Below are 20,236 nucleotides of genomic sequence, written 5' to 3' on the forward strand. Positions count from 1 at the left end.
AAAAGAATATAAGAACAGCTGTTTTAGCAAGATTTAATACAATATATTATCGTATGAATAATGAAACAGTAGAAATACTTTCGTTCTTTTCAAATGGACAGGATCCTCATAAAGGAAAAATCTAAAGTAACCGCTGCATAACATCGATTCACCGCAAATAACGGGTATTGTCGAAAAATCTTTATTTTAGAAACCAAGAGCGAAATAAATAAGCCGACAAGTCCGTGTCCCTTACTCCCGCAACTTGCGATGTTAACCAGTAGCCTTAATATGAAAACAACCTTTATTTTCACATTATTAGTTTTTATCACTATTAAAGGTTTTGCCTGTAGCTGCGAAACCCTAAAATCTGCTATTGAATTTCATCAATCTAAATACGTTTTTGAAGGTGAAGTAATTGAAAAGGTATATGCTTCAGATTCGCTTACAAATACAATAACTTTTGAGATAAGTAAGCATTATAAAAATGGAGATAATCCCAAATTTTTAAAGTTTCAGTTGAATTCTGAGGCAGAAGTTACCGGACTTTATTCTTCTTGCTATTGGATTGCAAAAAAGGGACAAAAATGGTTGGTTTATGCTAAGACAAGAAATGGCAAATTAAATTTTCAGTTCTTTTGTTCAAACAGTAAACCACTAGAACGATTAAAAATACATCCATCTGAGCAAAAGGTTTTAGATAACGGAAATAATCTGGACCTTACGAAATACCGCTATATTCATACTGGTGAACCAATTACAAGTATAGATTCTATTGAAAACATTTATAAAAAATATAAATTTGATCCGTCTGATTTTGCTTTTATTCGGGTAGATGTTGATGAGAAAGGAAGATTAGAAAGAGCTAATCTGGTTCCCAGAGGTGAAAGAAAATTTGAAGTAATTGATACAATTTTTGGTATGAATAACTTTAAAAATGAACGGCAGAAACTTAGAACGGAATTTGAAGAAATTGCCGTAGAAGTTGCGAATAAGATCAAATCTTGGGAGAAATACTATGTTTTCGATTTAAAAAGATCAGTTAAATATCGGGCCGGAATATTGATAGAAGTAAATAAAGATTCGATTATCAAAATAAGAAAACCCGGTTCATACTAGGACGTATAAGGTATATCGCAAGTGGCGGGTCTATAGAAAAGAATTATTAGTTTCCGTATTTAATCCTTCAAAACCAGATCCCTCGTTCCGCACCACTTCTTGTAACGTGGCGTTTTGGCTGATTTTTAACCAGAGCAAATATCTTATGGCGAAGAAAACTGGGATCTGGATATTTAGAATACTTTTGTTCGTTGGAACAATCGTTTCGCTGTACTTTGTGCCCTGGCCTATAGTAAAAGTCTGGATTGCTCCACTACCAGATTCAGTTCAGGAACAGATAAACAAAGCGGAAGGTTATGAATTTGATGGTATAATTGTTTGTATCAACAAAAAAGGGAACCAAACAGAATTGTATACTTCGGGTTACAAAAACAAAGAAAAAAAGATTCCAGCTAATCACAATGCGTTATTTAAAATTGCCTGTGTAAGCAAATTATATAATGCCTTAGCCGTTACCAAACTTGTTTCCATTGGCAAATTGTCATTAGAAAAAACATTATCAGATTATTTGCCCGAGTTAAAGAACAGAATAGAATATGCCGATAAAATCACTTTGCGAATGTTGGTTAAACACAGAAGTGGTATTCCGAACTATAAGGACACATATATGTACTGGGCAAATCCCAAAGAAACAGCAGATGAAAATTTAGCTTTGGTTTTGGACAAACAAGCCAACTTCAAACCCGATGAAGATTATGAATATTCTAATTATGCAGAGCGGCCAGGTAGAGGAGCAAAGGAACAGCTGGAAAATTATTTGAGTATGAAATAAAAAGAGCAGGAGATACGCTCTAAAGTTCTTCTCCACTTTAAAGAAACACCGGAATGGGGGTAGTTATAAATTCTGTTAAGGTTTATAACAAGCCGAGCAGCAAGTAAACGATGCATAAGTCTCTGTAATTCAACTGAAATACGATTCAGTCGAGGATTGATAGAAAGAAAATTGTTGTATATTATAAGCCACTTCTGTAAAGGAGCGGCTTCATTTTTCGGGTTTAATAAAAGATTTTTTCTTAAAAACGAAACTTTATATATTAATCTGATTTCTATAATTGAATCGAACAAAATTAAATATGTAATAAATGAAGGCTAGTATAAAAATGTTCATTGCAATATCAGCTGTTTTTATGGTTTTTAAGAGCTATGCTGTAGACAACACTTTACCAGAATTGGGTGATTTCGATGTGGAAAAGGATTTATTATTAGTACAATATGACTCTAAAACAGATGTAGACGATCTTCATAGTGTAGCTGCCTTTGCTACTCTTATTTCTAATCCGCAATTTTCAGAAGTACAATATCATGCTGTTGCCGGTACTTATGGTACTCAGGAAGGTTTATATGTTCCACCGAATGATTTATTCCGGCTCGCCTTTGGAAACAATTGGACAGATGCCAATGAAGATTTTAATAAAGCAGTCGAAAAAGTTAAAGATATTGCGATGGAAACGCTGAAGAGCAAAGGCGATATCTGGATTGCAGAAGCAGGCCAGTCGAATTTTACTGCCGCACTTATTAAGTCTATTCAATCAGATTATCCAGAGATAAATACTACAAAACGCATTCATGTGGTTCAGCACAGTGACTGGAATGAAGAAACTACCTCTCCTGAAGATTTACAATTTGTAAAGAGCAATGCTCAGTACAATAAAATACCTGATGGCAACGAAGTTGGAAATGGAACACCTGGATTTCGCGATCCGTCTTATACTCATTGGGAAGATAAAATTACGAATCCAAAGTTGATAGAAATATGGAAACTTGCATCAGATCTTTCAGAAAGATATAATGGAAAGGAAGGAAGATACAACAATGAGGCTATTTCTTCTGGCGGATTGGACTTTTCAGATTTATCTGAAGTATTCTGGATTTTTGGGTTACAGGATCTAAAGGATGTAGAGCAGTTTTTTCATACTTATTCTATTTAAAGCACCAGCTGGTATCGGGCCAGGAAGTAAAGGGCCACTCCAGACTGTTCAAGCTTTAAATACTATTTGCTTCCAGATCAGGTAAATATTTAACCTTCTTAAAATCAACTAAGTACTTAATTATTAAATATTTTTTTGTAGATTCAAACCTACAATAACCGTCCCCACACTTATAAAACTCGTTACAATGAAGAATCTATTGCAAATTGCTATGGGTGAAATTGGGGTAAAAGAAGTGTCGGGACCCGATGCCAATCCTCAAATCTTAAAGTATGCCCGGGATTGCCAAATTAATGACTACACCTCAGACGAAGTAGCCTGGTGCAGCCTGTTTATTAACTGGGTGGCCCTAAAATCCGGACTGGAGAGAACAAAGAATCTTACCGCAAGATCATGGTTAAATGCAGGTATTCCTGTTATTAATGCCGAGCCCGGCGATATTGTGGTTTTCTGGAGAGAGAGCAGGGAATCCTGGAAAGGTCATGTGGGAGTGTTCCTTGGCTGTTCCACAGATGGAACCCGTATATATTGCCTTGGTGGCAATCAGGGTAATCAGGTATCGATCACGGCATATACCGCAGATCAGGTTTTGGGCTACAGGAGATTAAGATCTGTAAAGGAAACAAAATTTTCTAAAAAGACTTTAAAACGTGGGGACACCGGAAAGGAAGTCCGGGCGTTGCAGGATGCCTTAAAACAGCTCGGATTTAATTCCGGAACTTCTGACGGCATTTTCGGACCTAAAACAGAAAGAACATTAAAGGATTTTCAGGCTACCAGTGGCTCGATTAGTATAAACGGAATTTTTGATGCTTCCACAAGGGAATTTCTTGTAGAAGTACTGAAGGCGAAAATATAGTATTTAAACTTTTTCTGAACAGTATAAATCTGAAGATTATTCTTAGGAGGAATATTCGTTTTCTCATAGAAATGAAAAATTTCAGCAAGTTGAAGCTAAGATTGTTTTGATCTAAAAGAAAAAGCTACCAATCATAAAATTCTGTAATGTCTAAAATCCGAAAAACTCCCGGAGTCTATATAAATGAGCTACAAAATGCTTTACCTGATATACATCAGGTAGAAACGGCTGTTCCTGCCTTTGTTGGATATACAGAAAGGGCCGGAAACCCTGAAGCTTCCCTTTATATGAAGCCCATCCGGATATCTTCCATGTTGGAATTTGAGCAATTATTTGGAACAGATAATCCCATCGATACTATAAATGTTAAGCTGGATGAGCACCAGAATTTTGCAATTATCGCCATTGATATTCCTAATACGGTGCGCTATCTTTTATACGACAGCCTGCGCCTGTTTTATGGCAATGGGGGAGGGGATTGTTACATCGTTTCGGTTGGATTATTTGGCAACGCGCCCACCTATGGATATGAATTTGCTTCCCCACCCACAGGGTTAAGAGGAGGAATCAGGGTGCTGGAAACTTATGATGAACCCACACTCATTCTTTTTCCAGACGCCGTAAATGTAACAACCAATGGAAATGATGATGCAGGGTTTTATCATCTGCAGCAACTGGCCCTTCAACAGTGCGAAAGTTTGAGGGACAGAATGGCAATTTTCGATCTGAAGGAAAATATTTCCGGAGATCACAGTGTGGCTATTTCCAACTTCAGAAGCAATATTGGGTCTAATAATTTAGAATTTGGAGCTGCTTATTCACCTTATTTGTTGGCTCCCTTCAGCAGGGAAATTTCTATAAATGCTTTCAGCGGAAATTTAAAAGGAACCAATGGTCAGTCAATTTCCCTCCACGATCTTTCAGCAGAGAGCAGCCATTTAGCTTTAATAGCTAATTATGAAGCGGCAAGTACCGAAGAGGACGTAGAAATTGCTGAAAGAGGTATTTATCAAATTCATTCCGTTATAAAGAATATTGCCGAGCAGATAAAAATCAAGATCAATACTATTCCACCTTCAGGAGCAATTGCGGGTGTATATAATATGGTAGATGTGACGCGGGGAGTGTGGAAAGCACCGGCTAACGTGAGTGTAAATAGTGTTATTGCTCCATCTGTAGCTATTGATAATGCGCAGCAGGAAAAAATGAATGTGGAACCCAACGGGAAATCAATCAACGCGATCAGGCAATTTGCGGGCAGGGGAATTTTGGTTTGGGGAGCGAGAACTTTGGCGGGCAATGATAATGAATGGAGATATTTAAATGTACGACGATTGGTTATTATGGTAGAAGAAAGTTGTAAGAAGGCAACGGAAAGCTTTAGTGCAGAACCCAACACCAGTACTACATGGGTAAGGGTAAAGAACCTGATTCAAAACTTTCTGACCACCTTATGGCGACAGGGAGCATTGGCAGGGGCGAAACCTGAAGATGCTTTTTTTGTAAAAGTTGGGCTAAATGAGACCATGACGATAAATGATATTCTTCAAAACCGTATGAATATTATGATTGGTTTGGCGGCAGTGCGCCCTGCAGAATTTATTATTTTACGAATTACTGTACCAATGCAAAACACCTGAATATGACTTCAATAGAAAACAATCTGAAAATTATTCCAAAAGCTGAAGACCCGCTAATCACGATAGATAATGTTCTCATTCGGCTGGACGAAATCATTTTAGAAGCAGAAAAAAATGAAGATACACTTGGTTACTTTGCCGTGCTTTACAGGAGAGTGACGTTAGAAGTGAAGGAGGGAATAATCGCAGGCTACTTTGAAGATGGAGAAAGAATGGAGCAGCTGGATGTGGTATTTGCAAAAAAATACCTCGATGCATATGACGATTATCAAAACGGAAATGCTGTATCAAAATCCTGGCAAAAAGCCTTTGAACTTTCGAAGGAATCCTGGCCAATAACCATGCAACATTTGTTGATTGGGATGAACGCGCATATCAACCTGGATCTGGGGATTGCGGCAGCGGAGGTTTCGGGCGATTCTCCTATTGAAAATTTAAAGGTGGATTTTTTCAGGATTAACGAGATTCTTGCGGCGCTGGTAGAGGAGGTGCAGCACAACCTCGCCACAATCTGGCCTCCGCTGAGAAAAATTCTGCTCAAAACCGGAAAATATGATAATCTGGTGGTAGATTTTAGTATGAAGATCGCCAGGGATGGCGCCTGGCGGTTTGCACAGACCTTGGCAGGAACAGCGGGGGAGGCAAAAAGACAATGCATCCTTACCCGGGATATAGCTGTGGCCAATAAATCTTCCCTTATTACCAGCGACAAGTTTGCGCTGAGGTTACTGCTATGGATAGTTAGAATTGGGGAGCTAGGAACAGTGTCAGATAAAATCCGGAAAATGAAAGTTTCACATTCAGAAAAAACAATCATAAAACTTAAAGAGGTATGAAAAAAATCAGGATTCTTTCCCTGGACGGGGGCGGCATAAGGGGAATACTTTCAGGTACAATCTTAACTTACCTGGAAGAACAGATAAAACGGAAAACCAACAATGATAAAGCATCTATAGGTGAATACTTCGACCTTGTTGCAGGCACGAGCACCGGCGGAATTTTATGCCTTGTCTTTCTATGTCCGGATGATAATGGTAATTACATGTTTACTGCCCGGGAGGCGCTGGATATATACCTGGATCAGGGAGATGAAATTTTTGATGTTTCCCTGCATAAAAAAATCAAAAGTCTTGGCGGATTAAGAGATGAAAAATATGAAGCGCATGAGCTGGAAGAGGCTTTGCTGGCTTATCTGGGAGAAAAGCAGCTGAGTGAATTGCTCAGACCCTGTCTCATAACTTCTTATGACATCAGAAATCGTAAAGCCCACTTTTTCACAAGTATAGACGCCACTAAAAGTGCTATTTATGATTATTACCTGCGGGATGTGGCCCGGGCAACTTCTGCCGCACCAACCTATTTCGAGCCGGTAAGGATCAAATCCATTTACGGTACGCCGTACGCACTTATCGACGGGGGTGTTTTTGCCAATAATCCTGCACTTTGTGCCTATGCCGAGGCGCGGAATATTACATTTTCAGAAGCTTTAAATGATCCTGAAAAACCTGATAAACCAGGTGCAAAAAACATGATTATCGTTTCTATTGGTACAGGAGAGGTGAAGGAGCCATATCATTACAAAGAATTTCAGGATGCCGGTGTGCTCAAATGGATTAATCCGTTAATTGATATTATGATGAGTGGAAATTCTGAAACTGTCGATTACCAGTTAAAACAGATTTATGAGACCCTTCCCGAAAAAGATTGTGAGGATTATTACCGTATCCAGCCGAAGATTATTAACGCCAATCATGCAATGGACAATGCAAAACTCACCAATCTTAAAGCTTTGCATGAAGATGGTTTAGCTTCTGTGGAATTTTATAAAGAACAGCTTGATGAAATTGTGGAAAAGTTAGTAGCCAATCATTAGAAGCCTAAGCATTAACTTTTACAAATACCAGAGGCCGAAAATTGCCATTTTTCAGGTTGGACTTTTCTTAATTTTTTTTCGGAAGAAAATATTTTGGTCTGGATTTATATAAAACTGAAATTTAAACCTGCCAATCCTTATAGGCTGAAAATTGAGAAATTTTGAGGGATATTAAAGTGAAGGTACAGACCTGCAAAGTTTTCAAAACTTTGTAGGCCTGATGTATTTGAAGTGAACAGATCTGTTGTTTCTAAGGAATTTTCTCAAGCCGGATCATTACAACAGCAGGCCGAAAATTGCCATTTTTCAGGTTGGACTTTTCTTAATTTTTTTTCGGAAGAAAACATTTTGATCTGGATTTATATAAAACTGAAATTTAAACCTGCCAATCCTTATAGGCTGAAAATTGACAAATTTTGAAGGATATTAAAGTGAAGGTACAGACCTGCAAAGTTTTCAAAACCTTGTAGGTCTGATGTACTTGAAGTGAACAGATCTGTTGTTTTTAAAGAATTTTCTCAAGCCGGATCATTACAACAGCAGGCCGAAAATTGCCATTTTTCAGGTTGGACTTTTCTGAATTTTTTTTCGGAAATCATCACTTGAGAAATTGGGATAAGCAGAACGTCTTAGATCAGAAATTTGCTTTTGTTCAATTAAGGTTTTGGAGAAAAAGTCTAAATTGCATGTTTAATACCTGAATTTTGATGAGAATAAAATTGCTTGCGCCAAATCACGGTTTAGGAGACTTAACCTAATATTTTTTTTATTCCTCGAAAGAATGTTCTTTAACCATCTTTTATTTTAACCTGCTTTGTACAAATTTTAATCTATGCATAATAACAAAAACATTCTTAGCCTGCTTTTTTGCCTGTGTCTTAGCTTTTCGTCCGGAATATTTCAGGCCCAGATAAGCGATGAGACGCAATACGATTCTACCCTGCAGGAAGCATTTCAGAATAAATTTAGAATTGGCGCTGCGTTAAATGCGGGCCAGATCACCGGTAGGGAACCTGAAGCCATAGCAGTGGTAAAGCAACATTTTAATTCCATTGTTGCAGAAAATTGTATGAAAAGCGGTCGGATTCAACCGAGAAATGGAGAATTCGAATTTTCACTTCCGGACGCTTTCGTGGAATTTGGAGAGCGTAATAATATCCACATCCACGGCCACACACTTATCTGGCATTCGCAGGCTCCGCGCTGGTTTTTTGTAGATGAAGAAGGGGAGCCGGTTTCAAAAGAAGTATTGATACAAAGGATGAAGGATCATATTCATACAGTGGTGGGACGCTACAAAGGACGGGTGCATTCCTGGGACGTGGTGAACGAAGCGATATTGGACGACGGTAGTTTCAGGGAAAGTGAATTCTATAAAATCATAGGTGAAGACTTTATAAAACTTGCCTTCCGGTTTGCGCACGAAGCAGATCCCGAAGCTGAACTTTTCTATAATGATTATTCGATGTCGAATCCGGGAAAGCGTGAAGGCGTGGTAAAAATGGTTGAAAAACTGAAGAAAGAGGGAATCCCAATAGATGGCATTGGGATGCAGGGCCATATCGGTTTAAATCATCCTGATATTAAAGAATTTGAAAAAAGCCTTGAAGCTTACGGAGCTTTAGGGCAGGTGGTGATTTCTGAATTGGACCTTAGTGTTCTACCTTCTCCATGGGGTGATGCTGGCGCGAATATTTCTGACAATTTTGAATATGAAAATAGAATGAATCCTTTTAAAGAAGAGTTACCGGCATCTGTAGAAGCGCAATTCAACAAACGTTATACTGAATTTTTTCAGCTTTTTCTGAAGCACCAGGAGGTGATATCCCGCGTTACACTCTGGGGAGTAAATGATGAGAATTCATGGAAAAATAACTGGCCTGTAAAGGGAAGGACAGATTATCCTTTGCTTTTCAACAGGGAAAACCAGCCAAAATCTGTGGTAAATATGCTCATTGAGTTAAATTCGAGGGGATAAAGTTTTCGGTTTTAGATAAAATAAATTTAACTCTTATCAACTTAAAATAGTAGCCATGCATAAACCATTTTTAAGTTTGGTATTCATAATGGCCATTTTTAGTAGTACAATTGCTTCGGCACAAAAGGAGTCCGCGAAAAATCCAATTATTCATGCCGATGTGCCAGATATGTCGATGATCAGGGTAGGGGACAACTATTATATGAGCAGCACGACGATGCATATGAGCCCAGGGTTACCCATTATGAAATCTGACGACCTTGTGAACTGGAAATTGGTAAGTTATGCTTATGACACATTAAGTTCGCAGGATGAGCTTACCCTTACCAACAGTAAAAACGCCTATGGAAGTGGTTCCTGGGCAAGTTCCTTGCGTTACCACAATGACATATATTACGTCTCAACTTTTGCACAAACTACAGACAAGACCTATATCTATACCACCAAAGATATTGAGAACGCAACCTGGAAAGAGATTTCGTTTGAACCGGCCTACCACGATCATACTCTCTTTTTTGATGATGACGGAAAAACGTATCTCATCTGGGGCGGCGGGAAAATAAAAATGATTGAGCTGAAGGAAGACCTTTCCGGAGTAAAAGAAGAAACGGAAAGAGTTTTAATTGAAAATGCCAGCGAACCTGCCGGACCTAACATTGGACTTCCTGCTGAAGGTTCCCAGCTCTTTAAGGTGAACGGAAAATATTATTTGTTCCACATCGCCTGGCCCCGGGAAGACATGCGTACGGTGATCATCCATCGTGCAGATAAAATTACCGGACCTTATGAAGGCAGAGTTGCATTTAAAGATAAAGGAGTCGCGCAGGGCGGACTTATAGATACTCCGCAGGGTGACTGGTACGCATATTTGTTCCGGGATTATGGAGCAGTTGGTCGTATTCCGTACTTAGTTCCGGTTAGCTGGGAAAATGGCTGGCCGGTGCTGGGTGAAGACGGCAAAGTCCCGGAAACACTTAATCTACCGGCTAGTAAAGGACTTATTCCCGGGATCGTCGCTTCAGATGATTTCAGCAGGGAAGAAGGAGATGCGGATTTGCCTTTGGTTTGGCAATGGAACCACAATCCTGATAATGACTATTGGTCCCTGTAAGATCGGGAAGGCTGGCTGAGACTTACCACCGGAAGAGTAGATTCTTCCTTTCTGCAAGCGCGAAATACATTAACCCAACGAACTATAGGTCCCGAAAGCAGCGCGACAATTAAAATAGATATTTCCGGAATGAAGGAAGGAGATTATGCCGGCCTTGCATTACTGCAAAAAGATTTTGGAATAGTGGGCGTTAAGTACGAAAATGGGCTAAAAAGCATCATCATGATCAATGCCGATGGTGAAGAGGCCGTTGAAGTTGAAGAAATTCCGCTTAATCAGGACATACTTTATCTAAAAGCAGATGGGGATTTTAGAAACATGAATGATAAAGCCACATTTTTTTACAGTCTGGACGGGGAGCAATGGAATCAAATAGGGGATGAGCTCACGATGTCTTATACCATTCCCCACTTCATGGGTTATAGATTTGGATTATTTAATTATGCTGCCAAAAATGCCGGTGGCCATGTGGATTTTGATTATTTTAAAATTGATGACCAAATAAGTAAAGAGTAGTAGCTTCCAGGATTAAATTGTCGTTTCTAAAGGTCGTAAATTGTCAAGTTTTGAGCTAAGCTTATCGGACCTGCAGGGGTTTTCCTCACCTTCTGGGTTTAAAAATTTGAGTAAAAAGTGAAAATCTTTTAAAATTTTCCTTCACTTGCTCTGAAAACAGTTTAAAGTAAAGAAAAGTGGGATAATTCCGAAATTTAGAGCTGCACTTCTTGTAAGAAGTTCAACATTTCCGTTGAAAAAATTGAAGGTTAGCTTCTTTTCAACAGAAAAGTCGGAAAATTTATGACTTAATACCTGGCTTATCATTACTCCTTCATAAAAAATTAATTTTCCATCATTTCCTGCTTCTGAGAGTACAGAATGTAATGCAATTAATGGCAGCAGGTCAATAATTACCAAATTTCCAGCTGCACGTTTTTCTGAATTCATTCTCTGTGGCCTTTCCAGAAAGTAGGTTTTGAAACGAGTTTATAAAATATTCTAATTTATAGCCACCTTTTTCATACATTCTGAGTTAAAACAGATGCTCTTGAAAATCTACCCTACTAAAGCTATAGGTTAATAACCACTAACTTTAAATTTTATTCTTTGGTGTCTGAGACCAATGCAGGTAGAAAATTGTCATTTTTGTAATAGGTCTTTAAGATGGACAAAAGCTTGCTTTAATTTATGACTTCCGTTTTTTTGTTTAACACTTCCTTTACAGTAATTCCTATAGATTAATTTAATTTCATCTCTAAACCTAATCAAGTTTAGTTATGAAAGAAAAAGATGAAAAGCCTTCAAAAAAGATAGAAGATTTAAAGAAAAATACCTCAGATCCCAAGGGGAAAACAATGACTACTAATCAAGGGTTAAAAGTGAATGATACCAATAACTCTTTAAAAGCAGGAGAGCGGGGAGCGACGCTTTTAGAAGATTTTATACTCAGGGAAAAAATCACTCATTTTGACCACGAACGTATTCCGGAGCGTATTGTACATGCCCGCGGAAGTGGAGCTCACGGTTATTTTGAATTGTACGATAGTCAGGAAGAATTTACAAAAGCAGGCATTTTTACTGATACTTCAAGAAAAACTCCGGTGTTCGTTAGATTTTCTACTGTGGCAGGTTCCAAAGGATCGGCAGATCTTGCCCGTGATGTAAGAGGTTTTGCTACCAAGTTTTATACAGACGAAGGGATTTTTGACCTTGTAGGGAATAACATGCCTATCTTCTTTATTCAGGATGCCATGAAGTTTCCAGATCTAATTCATGCTGTAAAACCAGAGCCGGACAGGGAGATTCCGCAGGCGGCTTCAGCTCACGATACTTTTTATGATTTCGTTTCCCACACCCCGGAAACGATGCACAATCAAATCTGGTTGATGAGCGACCGTGCAATTCCGCGGAGTTTCAGAATGATGGAAGGTTTTGGAATCCATACTTTCAGACTTGTAAATGCTGAAGGCAAAGCACATTTTGTGAAATTTCATTGGAAACCATTACTGGGAGTAAAATCTGTTACCTGGGATGAGGCAGTTAAAATTCATGGTGCAGATGCAGATTTTCACAGGAGGGACCTTTGGGACGCCATAGATGCGGGACAGTATCCAGAGTGGGAATTAGGTTTCCAGATAGTACCAGAGGAAGACGAACATAAATTTGACTTTGATCTTCTGGATCCTACCAAGCTTATTCCTGAAGAAATGGTGCCGGTAAAACGCATTGGAAAAATGACGCTTAACCGTAATCCTGATAATTTCTTTGCAGAAACCGAGCAGGTGGCATTTCATCCCGGCCACGTCGTTCCCGGAATAGATTTTACTAACGATCCATTGCTGCAGGGACGATTGTTCTCTTACACAGATACACAATTATCCAGGCTTGGCAGCCCCAATTTTAATGAAATCCCTATTAACCGCCCGGTTAACGAAATTCATAACAATCAGCGGGATGCACATATGCGCATGACGGTGAATAAAGGAAAAACAGCATATTTTCCTAATTCTATAGGCGGTGGATGTCCTCACCTTGCAAAAATAGCCGAAGGTGGGTTCCATCATTATGAAGAGCGGATCGACGCAAAGAAAATAAGGGAACGTAGTGAGAGCTTCAATGATCATTTTTCGCAACCGGCGTTGTTCTACCGCAGTTTGACAGAGCATGAGCAGGAACATGTGGCACAGGCTTATTCTTTTGAACTGGGAAAATGTACCTATGACCATATAAAGCAACGTATGCTTTACATCCTTGCCCAGATAGATGAAACTTTGTCCGCAAAGGTTGCTATTAACCTTGGTATGGATATTCCTGAAGAAATTGATCAGCCCCTAAATCAGGCGATAGGAGCTGATGCCGATGTTCAAAAACATCAACCTGGGCCTAAAAAGAATTACCTGGATAAATCCAAAGCATTAAGCCAGGAGTTCCTTCCTTCAGAAGGGATTGCAACAAGGAAAATAGCAGTCTTGGCTGCAGACGGTTTTAAGGAAAGCGATTATAATAAGATCAAAAAACCTTTGGAAGAGGCCGGAGCCATGGTGCAGATTGTAGGAGTGCATGGAGGTACCATAAAATGCGATAAAGGAGATTCTCATAAAGTGGCACATGCGTTAATGACGACAGAAAGTGTTGTATTTGATGCCCTTTACATTCCCGGCGGAAGAAAGAATATCGATGCACTTATGAAGCAGGCAAAAGCCAAAAAGTTTATAAATGAAGCTTTAAAACATTGCAAGGCGATCGCTTTAGATGGCGAAGCCGAAGAACTTTTTGATGCGACTTACGGTAAGGATTTTAAAGATGACGATGCGGTATGTATAAATGAAAGTCCGCAGAAATTTATAAATGCCATCAGTCAACACCGTAACTGGAAACGGGAAAAAGCTGCAATGGAAATTCCGGCTTAATAAGCTTTTCCATAATTAGAGTGAACATTTAAAAAGGGTTCGACTTTTATAAAGTTGAACCCTTTTTTAATACTGAAAATTCTTCAGCTAAAGTTAAAAATTACAGAATCTAACTTCTCCAGGTCGATAATTGCCAAGTTTGAAGCCCCACTTTCTGCAATCTTTAATATTTGTTCGGCCCGGGCAGAGTCGAGCGCAAACTTTTGACAGAAATAACTTCTGACGAGCTGAAAAAAACAAACCAGAAAACACAACTTCAACTAACGGCAATGTTATTTATTATAAATAATCTTTTCCTGTTGGTAATTCTTCCAAAGAAATTTCCTAAATTCTCATTACGAAAATTAGATATTTTCTAATTTTCAATGAAGTAAATCCCCAATCACGGAGAACTATCTCCCTGAAAACCTTTACTCAACATGAATTCACACAACAAAAAAACCGAACACTATTTTACTAAACCCGGAGTAGCTAATATTGGACTTACCAAGGAGGATATAAAAACTTCTTTTCTGGAAAAGTTGTTCTACAGTTTAGGTCGAATTCCGGTGGTGGCCACCAAGAACGACTTTTATACTTCCCTTGCCCTCACCGTGCGGGACAGGGTCTTTAGAAAATATGTGAAATCGCTTGAGCAGTATGCCGAAGAAGATGCACGCGGAGTGGCTTATCTATCTGCCGAATATCTTCCGGGCCCACATCTCGGAAATAATCTGCTTAACCTGGAGATTGTGGAGGAAACAAGGGAAGCACTGGCTGAATTTAATCTCGATCTGGATGAACTTCTAAAGGAAGAGGTGGAGCCGGGACTTGGAAATGGTGGTCTGGGAAGATTGGCTTCCTGTTATATGGACTCTCTCGCGACTTTGGGAATTCCTTCTATAGCCTATGGTATACGCTATGAATTTGGGATCTTTAAACAGGAAATACAGGATGGATGGCAAGTTGAATCTACAGATAAATGGCTGCAGAAAGGAAACACCTGGGAAATTGTTAGACCCGAAATCTCTTTTGAAGTAAAGTTCGGAGGTCATACAGAGCACAGCAGAGATGGAAATTATAAGCTGCACATCGAGTGGATACCAGACTCTGAAATTAAGGGCACTGCCTATGATACCCCAATCCTGGGTTACCAAAGCAATAGTATCACACTAAGACTATGGAAAGCAGAGGCAACTGAATCCTTTGATTTTGCTGCTTATAATCTGGGAGAGTATTACCGGGCAGTAGAGAAAAAGATGAGGTCTGAAAATATTACCAAAGTGCTTTATCCCAATGACGAAAATCTTTCGGGAAAAGAACTAAGGTTAAAGCAGCAGTACTTCTTTGTTTGCTGTTCGCTTCAGGACATTATCAGGTTACACCTTCTACAGGGACGTAAACTGGAGACCCTTCATGAAAAATTTACTATTCAGCTCAACGATACCCATCCATCTATCGCAGTGGCAGAGTTGATGAGGTTACTGCTGGATGTGCACCAGATGGGATGGGAAGAAGCCTGGAAGGTAACTAAAAGTACCTTTGCATATACCAATCACACCCTTTTGCCTGAAGCGCTGGAAAAATGGCCGGTAAATCTTTTAAGAAACCTGCTGCCAAGACATCTTGAGCTGATTTATGAAATAAACAGCAGGTTTATCACTGAAATCCGGGAGCACGATTTTACCGGGGAACAGATATCCAGAATGTCCTTAATAGACGACAGGGGAGAACCTACTATCAGGATGGCACATTTGGCAACGGTGGGTAGTTATAAAGTGAATGGAGTTTCGGCATTACATTCTGGTCTGCTTAAGGAAGAGGTACTGAAGGATTTTGCACAACTCTGGCCGGAAAAATTTACTAACGTTACTAACGGAATCACCCACAGGAGGTTCCTCGCTGTGAGTAATCCCCGTTTGGCTGGTTTAATTTCCGAAAAAATTGGAAAAGAATGGCTCACCAATCTCGATAAGTTAAAAGGCCTCGAATCTTTTGCGAATGATGAATATTTCCGTAGAAAATGGATGGAAGTGAAACTGGAGAATAAAAAGAACCTTGCCGCTCAAATAAAAGAACTTACGGGAATTGAAATAAACCCGGAAATGCTGATTGACGTTCAGGTTAAGCGGATACATGAGTATAAACGGCAGCATCTTAAGGTATTGCATATCCTGAGCTTATATATGCAGATCAAGAAAGACGGGCAGAAAGACATTCCACCAACTGCTTTTATTTTTGCAGGAAAAGCCGCCCCGGGTTATTTCATGGCTAAACGTATAATTAAGCTAATTACTGCCGTGGGTGATTTTATTAATAATGATCCTGAAGTTAACGAAACTTTGAAAGTGATTTTCCTGCCAAACTTCAGTGTAAAACTTGCGCAGCACGTTTACCCCGGGGCAGATCTTTCTGAACAAATATCTATGGCAGGAAAAGAAGCATCGGGAACCGGGAATATGAAATTTGCTCTTAACGGAGCGCTTACCGTTGGTACTCTGGACGGAGCTAATGTGGAAATAAGAGAAGAAGTAGGAGAAGAAAATTTCTTTCTTTTTGGCCTTACTACAGAGGAAGTTGCGGAGAGGAAGAAGGCGGGTTATCATCCCTATAAGATATATTCTGAAAATGAGAAACTAAAGAGGGTGGTAGACTTTTTATTATCAGAGGAACTCACTAAAGGAAACACAGAACTATTTCGATCCATTTATGATAACCTATTAAATCAGGATCCTTATTTGTTATTACAGGATTATCAGTCTTACGTAGACCAGATGGAAAACGTTTATGAAATATGGCAGGATTCCCAGAAATGGGCACAAATGTCTATTATAAACGTGGCCAATATGGGAAAATTTTCAAGTGACCGATCGATAAAGGATTATTGTGAAAAAATTTGGAAGGTAAAAGCAGTAAAGGCGTAAATGACAAGTCGAATTGTTAGATTACTTCAAGATAAAAAATTTCTAGTTTTCAGGTAAATTGATTCCAGAGACGATAGAAGATTTCTACAGATTTAACTTAAGAATAAGTTAATCGTCTCAAACCGGTAAACCGAAAGTCTAAATTTATGCTGTTTTTGAGTTTGAGGCACTCAGCCATCTCAGCCTGCAAAATAGCATACTACTGCGATGGTGGAGTCACCATGATGTGCGCACGATGAGTCCCGGGATCCATGAGCCAGGGCATTCCCGGTGCATGAGGTCTGTCAGGGAGTCCTGTGGATTCTGTTGTAGCGTATGGAATATAAATCACGTACCGCAGATTTCCATCTGTTAGTTCTCCGGAGTTCCTGTTATAGTTATCTTCCATGCCACTTAATACATACATCATGCTGGGAGCATCTGGTAGTTGAAGCGTGCCTGCTTCAGATTCCTTCTGGCGAATCTCTCTTTTTTCCATTTCTGTCTTCCCTTCTGCAAGAAGTTCTCTTCCACGGGACATAAAAGGTTCCAGCTTTTTTGAATAACAGGCCACCGAGATTCCTTCTTTCCTAGGATCATCGGCAATGCATATCTGGTTATTTTTCCCCTCCCGAAGCACCACAAGATTATTGGAAGTGTCGTAGCCATAAACCATTGCTCCCTGTCGCACATCTTCAGCCAGTGGGAGAGTGGCTGTGTAAATCTGTACTTCCTGTGGCAGGATCTCCTGCTGTGCAGTTAAGGCGCCGGTAATGAAAAACAGGGAAGACAATATCAGGTATTTCATAATTGTCGCTTGTGAGTAAGTCTGTCTTAAATGTAATAAAATTTGCAGAAACAGCATGTTACAATATTTATTAATTCAATAGTATCTCATTATATTTCAGTATGGTACAGAATTCAAAGCCTTCCGTTTTTAAGCATTTCTAAGAGACTTTAATGAATTAGAATTTGATCACTCTCCATCCAAGTTGTGGGCCTCTCTTAATTTCCGCTTTGAAGGCAATAGAGTTCCAGTTGAACAAAAATCAATAATTGTCATTTTTGACACTTCTTTGTGAAAGACAAAAATCGGCAAATTTCAACTTTTCCGGAGCTATGACTTTTTTCGGGAAGAAAAAAAAGCTACGTATTTGAATCCTCACTCAGTTGCAAGTGGCGTTTGATTTGCATCAAATTATATCAAATCAAATTTTTTTTACAAAAATTAGAAAGTGCGCGTAAAGTGCGCGTTTTTTTTCTATAACCTAAAATGATTAAATACTAAAAACAACAAAACCCCTGTATTTACAGGGGTTTTACCGGTGATCGCGCCAGGATTCGAACCTGGGACCGCCTGCTTAGAAGGCAGGTGCTCTATCCAGCTGAGCTACGCGACCGTTTTTGCGGTTGCAAATATAAACCTCTTTGCAGATAAAACAATGTTTTTTATTCAAAAAGATGAACCAAAATGAAGAAATTTTTTTAAAACCCAGGAAGAGCCTTAGTATCAGGTAATAAAAAAGCGACTAAAGTAGCCGCTACAATTCCTGGATTAATTGCTGTTCCAGATATTGGGAATTTATGACCAGTTGGTTTACAAGGCTGGGATTTTGTTCTTCCTCTTTTACAACACTATTGAATAACGTATTGAAGCGCCTAATTAACTCCAAAGTTTTTAGGGGTAACTGAAAAAAAATCCCCTTTGCGTAGACCTCATCTACTAATATTTTTACGGAAGCGATTTGGTTATACTCTTCTTCTGTTGTTTGTATGTAATTGATTTCCTGAATCAAAGCTGACATGTTTATAGTCTTAGCTAAGCAGGTATTAAGTGTAGATTTGGCAGTGTAAATATAAGGGGTATCTGTATTATTAATCGCCGTTTTTCAGGATAATCTGTCAAACACAACGTTTTATCGATAAAGTGATTTTATTTTAAACTTTTCCTTCTGTTTCTGACCATTTGTAAGTCAAAATTCTCATACCTATTTTAGAAAGCTTAATTTTTATGTAATGATTTTTAAAACTATATTTGATTGACTTAAACAAATCAAAAAATCTCTTCAATGTTAGATTACCCGTTAAGATTCACCCCAATACTAAAGGAAAAAATTTGGGGTGGAAATAAGCTAAAAGATATTTTAAACAAGCATTCTGTTGTCGAGAATCTTGGTGAGAGCTGGGAAATTTCCGGAGTGCAGGATAATGTATCGGTTGTTGAAAACGGTTCCTTACGCGGTACTTCTTTGAAAAAGCTTATAGAAGAGAACAAAGGCCACTTATTGGGAGAGAAAATTTATGAGCATTTTGGCAACGACTTTCCTCTACTTATAAAGTTCATTGATGCGAGTACAGAACTTTCAGTTCAATTACATCCCAATGACCGGCTTGCAAAAAAGCGCCATAATTCCTTTGGAAAGACAGAAATGTGGTATATCATGCAGGCTGATAATGATGCTAAAATAAATGTTGGTTTTAAAGAGACTATAAGTCGCGATGACTACCTTCAGGCTCTGGAAGCGGGTGAGATTACTAAACTTCTGAATTTCGAAGAGGTAAAGAAAGGGGATAGCTTTTTTATAAATACAGGTAAGGTCCATGCTATAGGAGCCGGGGTTTTATTGGCAGAAATTCAGCAGACCTCAGACATTACGTATAGAATTTACGATTGGGACAGGAAAGATGCAGATGGCAATGGCCGTGAGCTTCATACGGCGTTGGCAATAGACGCAATAGATTTTGAGAGAAAGGACGACTTTAAATTGAGCTACGATAAAAATATCTATCAGTCTTCCAATATAGCCCGGTGCCAGTATTTTACAACAAATTACCTCCCAATTAAAGGAAAGCTGAAAAAAGATTATTCTGATCTGGATTCTTTTGTAATCTACATGTGTGTTAGTGGACAAGCTGAAATTTCTGTAAAAGGGAATTCGGAAAATATTAAGCAGGGCCAAACGATCTTAATTCCTGCAAATATTCAAAAAGTGGAGATAGAAGGAGAAGATTGCGAACTTTTGGAAGTTTGTATTAACTAAAAAGCAATCTTGATTTTTACTTCCGATTTGTTGTCTGTTGTCAGTTATTAAAAAGCAGGTGGCGGTTTTAAAATGGCAATTATCGGCAGAGAATAGTTGCATACCTCAGTTTCTCCCGCGGATTTTGCTGATTTGCGCAGAAAAACAAGAGAAAACACTCATATAGCAGGAGAATTTAATCTTTTCACAAAATATTTTCTCCTGCCTCTTGTTTCTTGGAGCAAAGCGATCCTGGGTCTTCTTTTGTTTCGGTTTTAAAATGACAATTATCGGCAGAGAATAGTTGCATACCTCAGTTTCTCCCGCGGATTCCGCAGATTTCCGCAGAAAAACAAGAAAACACTCATATAGCAAGAGAATTTAATCTTTTCACAAAACATTTTTCTCCTGCCTCTTGTTTCTTGCAGCGAAGCGGTCCT

At 39.0% G+C, this 20,236-nt stretch carries 16 protein-coding genes and 1 tRNA gene; 13 read left to right on the forward strand and 4 right to left on the reverse strand.

All coding sequences use genetic code 11. The features are described from left to right. Positions 1–270: 270 nt before the first annotated feature. The 10 genes from RM545_RS14585 (at position 271) to RM545_RS14630 (ending at position 11,003) form a co-directional block, all read left to right on the forward strand. The gene (locus RM545_RS14585; RefSeq protein WP_311496024.1) at positions 271–1,098 is read left to right on the forward strand and encodes a hypothetical protein; all 828 of its coding nucleotides are present in this window, start codon (positions 271–273) and stop codon (positions 1,096–1,098) included. A 145-nt stretch (positions 1,099–1,243) separates the two neighbouring features. After that, complete coding sequence (locus tag RM545_RS14590; protein ID WP_311496025.1) at positions 1,244–1,870, forward strand: serine hydrolase domain-containing protein; 627 nt, start codon at positions 1,244–1,246, stop codon at positions 1,868–1,870. A gap of 310 nt (positions 1,871–2,180) precedes the next feature. After that, positions 2,181–3,026, forward strand: coding sequence for a hypothetical protein (locus RM545_RS14595; protein ID WP_311496026.1), 846 nt, complete (start codon positions 2,181–2,183; stop codon positions 3,024–3,026). 187 nt (positions 3,027–3,213) lie between these two features. Then, entirely contained in the window at positions 3,214–3,885 is a 672-nt protein-coding gene (locus RM545_RS14600; RefSeq protein ID WP_311496027.1) for a C40 family peptidase, read from the forward strand. Between the two features lie 146 nt (positions 3,886–4,031). After that, positions 4,032–5,525, forward strand: a complete 1,494-nt coding sequence (locus RM545_RS14605; protein WP_311496028.1) for a phage tail sheath family protein — start codon at positions 4,032–4,034, stop codon at positions 5,523–5,525. Positions 5,526–5,527: 2 nt separating this feature from the next. Next, the gene (locus RM545_RS14610; protein ID WP_311496029.1) at positions 5,528–6,361 is read left to right on the forward strand and encodes a DUF5995 family protein; all 834 of its coding nucleotides are present in this window, start codon (positions 5,528–5,530) and stop codon (positions 6,359–6,361) included. Then, complete coding sequence (locus RM545_RS14615) at positions 6,358–7,398, forward strand: patatin-like phospholipase family protein (RefSeq protein WP_311496030.1); 1,041 nt, start codon at positions 6,358–6,360, stop codon at positions 7,396–7,398. The genes RM545_RS14610 and RM545_RS14615 overlap by 4 nt, the downstream gene beginning before the upstream one ends. A gap of 832 nt (positions 7,399–8,230) precedes the next feature. Next, positions 8,231–9,376: an endo-1,4-beta-xylanase gene (locus RM545_RS14620; protein WP_311496031.1), complete on the forward strand. Its 1,146-nt coding sequence runs from the start codon at positions 8,231–8,233 to the stop codon at positions 9,374–9,376. 55 nt (positions 9,377–9,431) lie between these two features. Continuing rightward, positions 9,432–10,487, forward strand: coding sequence for a glycoside hydrolase 43 family protein (locus RM545_RS14625; protein WP_311496032.1), 1,056 nt, complete (start codon positions 9,432–9,434; stop codon positions 10,485–10,487). A gap of 15 nt (positions 10,488–10,502) precedes the next feature. Continuing rightward, positions 10,503–11,003: a beta-xylosidase family glycoside hydrolase gene (locus RM545_RS14630; RefSeq protein WP_349254711.1), complete on the forward strand. Its 501-nt coding sequence runs from the start codon at positions 10,503–10,505 to the stop codon at positions 11,001–11,003. A gap of 141 nt (positions 11,004–11,144) precedes the next feature. Here RM545_RS14630 and RM545_RS14635 read toward each other — a convergent pair whose 3' ends face one another. After that, the gene (locus RM545_RS14635) at positions 11,145–11,432 is read right to left on the reverse strand and encodes a hypothetical protein (protein ID WP_311496033.1); all 288 of its coding nucleotides are present in this window, start codon (positions 11,430–11,432) and stop codon (positions 11,145–11,147) included. Positions 11,433–11,761: 329 nt separating this feature from the next. On the opposite strand from RM545_RS14635, the gene RM545_RS14640 reads away from it, so the two are divergent. After that, complete coding sequence (locus RM545_RS14640; RefSeq protein ID WP_311496034.1) at positions 11,762–13,894, forward strand: catalase; 2,133 nt, start codon at positions 11,762–11,764, stop codon at positions 13,892–13,894. A gap of 419 nt (positions 13,895–14,313) precedes the next feature. Further along, a complete protein-coding gene (locus RM545_RS14645; protein ID WP_311496035.1) occupies positions 14,314–16,797 on the forward strand; it encodes a glycogen/starch/alpha-glucan phosphorylase in 2,484 nt (827 codons plus the stop codon). 199 nt (positions 16,798–16,996) lie between these two features. On the opposite strand, the gene RM545_RS14650 is transcribed toward RM545_RS14645, so the two are convergent. The 3 genes from RM545_RS14650 to RM545_RS14660 form a co-directional block, all read right to left on the reverse strand. Next, positions 16,997–17,584, reverse strand: coding sequence for a hypothetical protein (locus RM545_RS14650; protein WP_311496036.1), 588 nt, complete (start codon positions 17,582–17,584; stop codon positions 16,997–16,999). A 518-nt stretch (positions 17,585–18,102) separates the two neighbouring features. Next, positions 18,103–18,176 (reverse strand) — tRNA-Arg (locus tag RM545_RS14655). 141 nt (positions 18,177–18,317) lie between these two features. Next, positions 18,318–18,581, reverse strand: a complete 264-nt coding sequence (locus RM545_RS14660; RefSeq protein WP_311496037.1) for a hypothetical protein — start codon at positions 18,579–18,581, stop codon at positions 18,318–18,320. Positions 18,582–18,845: 264 nt separating this feature from the next. Here RM545_RS14660 and RM545_RS14665 point away from each other — a divergent pair, with 264 nt between their 5' ends. After that, the gene (locus tag RM545_RS14665; RefSeq protein ID WP_311496038.1) at positions 18,846–19,817 is read left to right on the forward strand and encodes a type I phosphomannose isomerase catalytic subunit; all 972 of its coding nucleotides are present in this window, start codon (positions 18,846–18,848) and stop codon (positions 19,815–19,817) included. The last annotated feature ends 419 nt before the right edge of the window (positions 19,818–20,236 follow it).

Origin of the sequence: Autumnicola lenta, from assembly GCF_031846515.1 — a bacterium.
Classification (GTDB): Bacteria; Bacteroidota; Bacteroidia; order Flavobacteriales; family Flavobacteriaceae; genus Autumnicola; species Autumnicola lenta.

What these genes read in the sequence shown, in the direction of transcription:
- RM545_RS14595 (WP_311496026.1), top strand. Translation starts at nt 2,181, where the DNA reads ATGAAGGCTAGTATAAAAATGTTCATTGCAATATCAGCTGTTTTTATG.
- RM545_RS14635 (WP_311496033.1), bottom strand. Translation starts at nt 11,432, where the DNA reads ATGAATTCAGAAAAACGTGCAGCTGGAAATTTGGTAATTATTGACCTG.
- RM545_RS14605 (WP_311496028.1), top strand. Translation starts at nt 4,032, where the DNA reads ATGTCTAAAATCCGAAAAACTCCCGGAGTCTATATAAATGAGCTACAA.
- RM545_RS14645 (WP_311496035.1), top strand. Translation starts at nt 14,314, where the DNA reads ATGAATTCACACAACAAAAAAACCGAACACTATTTTACTAAACCCGGA.
- RM545_RS14640 (WP_311496034.1), top strand. Translation starts at nt 11,762, where the DNA reads ATGAAAGAAAAAGATGAAAAGCCTTCAAAAAAGATAGAAGATTTAAAG.
- RM545_RS14590 (WP_311496025.1), top strand. Translation starts at nt 1,244, where the DNA reads ATGGCGAAGAAAACTGGGATCTGGATATTTAGAATACTTTTGTTCGTT.
- RM545_RS14585 (WP_311496024.1), top strand. Translation starts at nt 271, where the DNA reads ATGAAAACAACCTTTATTTTCACATTATTAGTTTTTATCACTATTAAA.
- RM545_RS14620 (WP_311496031.1), top strand. Translation starts at nt 8,231, where the DNA reads ATGCATAATAACAAAAACATTCTTAGCCTGCTTTTTTGCCTGTGTCTT.
- RM545_RS14660 (WP_311496037.1), bottom strand. Translation starts at nt 18,581, where the DNA reads ATGTCAGCTTTGATTCAGGAAATCAATTACATACAAACAACAGAAGAA.
- RM545_RS14600 (WP_311496027.1), top strand. Translation starts at nt 3,214, where the DNA reads ATGAAGAATCTATTGCAAATTGCTATGGGTGAAATTGGGGTAAAAGAA.
- RM545_RS14610 (WP_311496029.1), top strand. Translation starts at nt 5,528, where the DNA reads ATGACTTCAATAGAAAACAATCTGAAAATTATTCCAAAAGCTGAAGAC.
- RM545_RS14665 (WP_311496038.1), top strand. Translation starts at nt 18,846, where the DNA reads ATGTTAGATTACCCGTTAAGATTCACCCCAATACTAAAGGAAAAAATT.
- RM545_RS14615 (WP_311496030.1), top strand. Translation starts at nt 6,358, where the DNA reads ATGAAAAAAATCAGGATTCTTTCCCTGGACGGGGGCGGCATAAGGGGA.
- RM545_RS14650 (WP_311496036.1), bottom strand. Translation starts at nt 17,584, where the DNA reads ATGAAATACCTGATATTGTCTTCCCTGTTTTTCATTACCGGCGCCTTA.
- RM545_RS14625 (WP_311496032.1), top strand. Translation starts at nt 9,432, where the DNA reads ATGCATAAACCATTTTTAAGTTTGGTATTCATAATGGCCATTTTTAGT.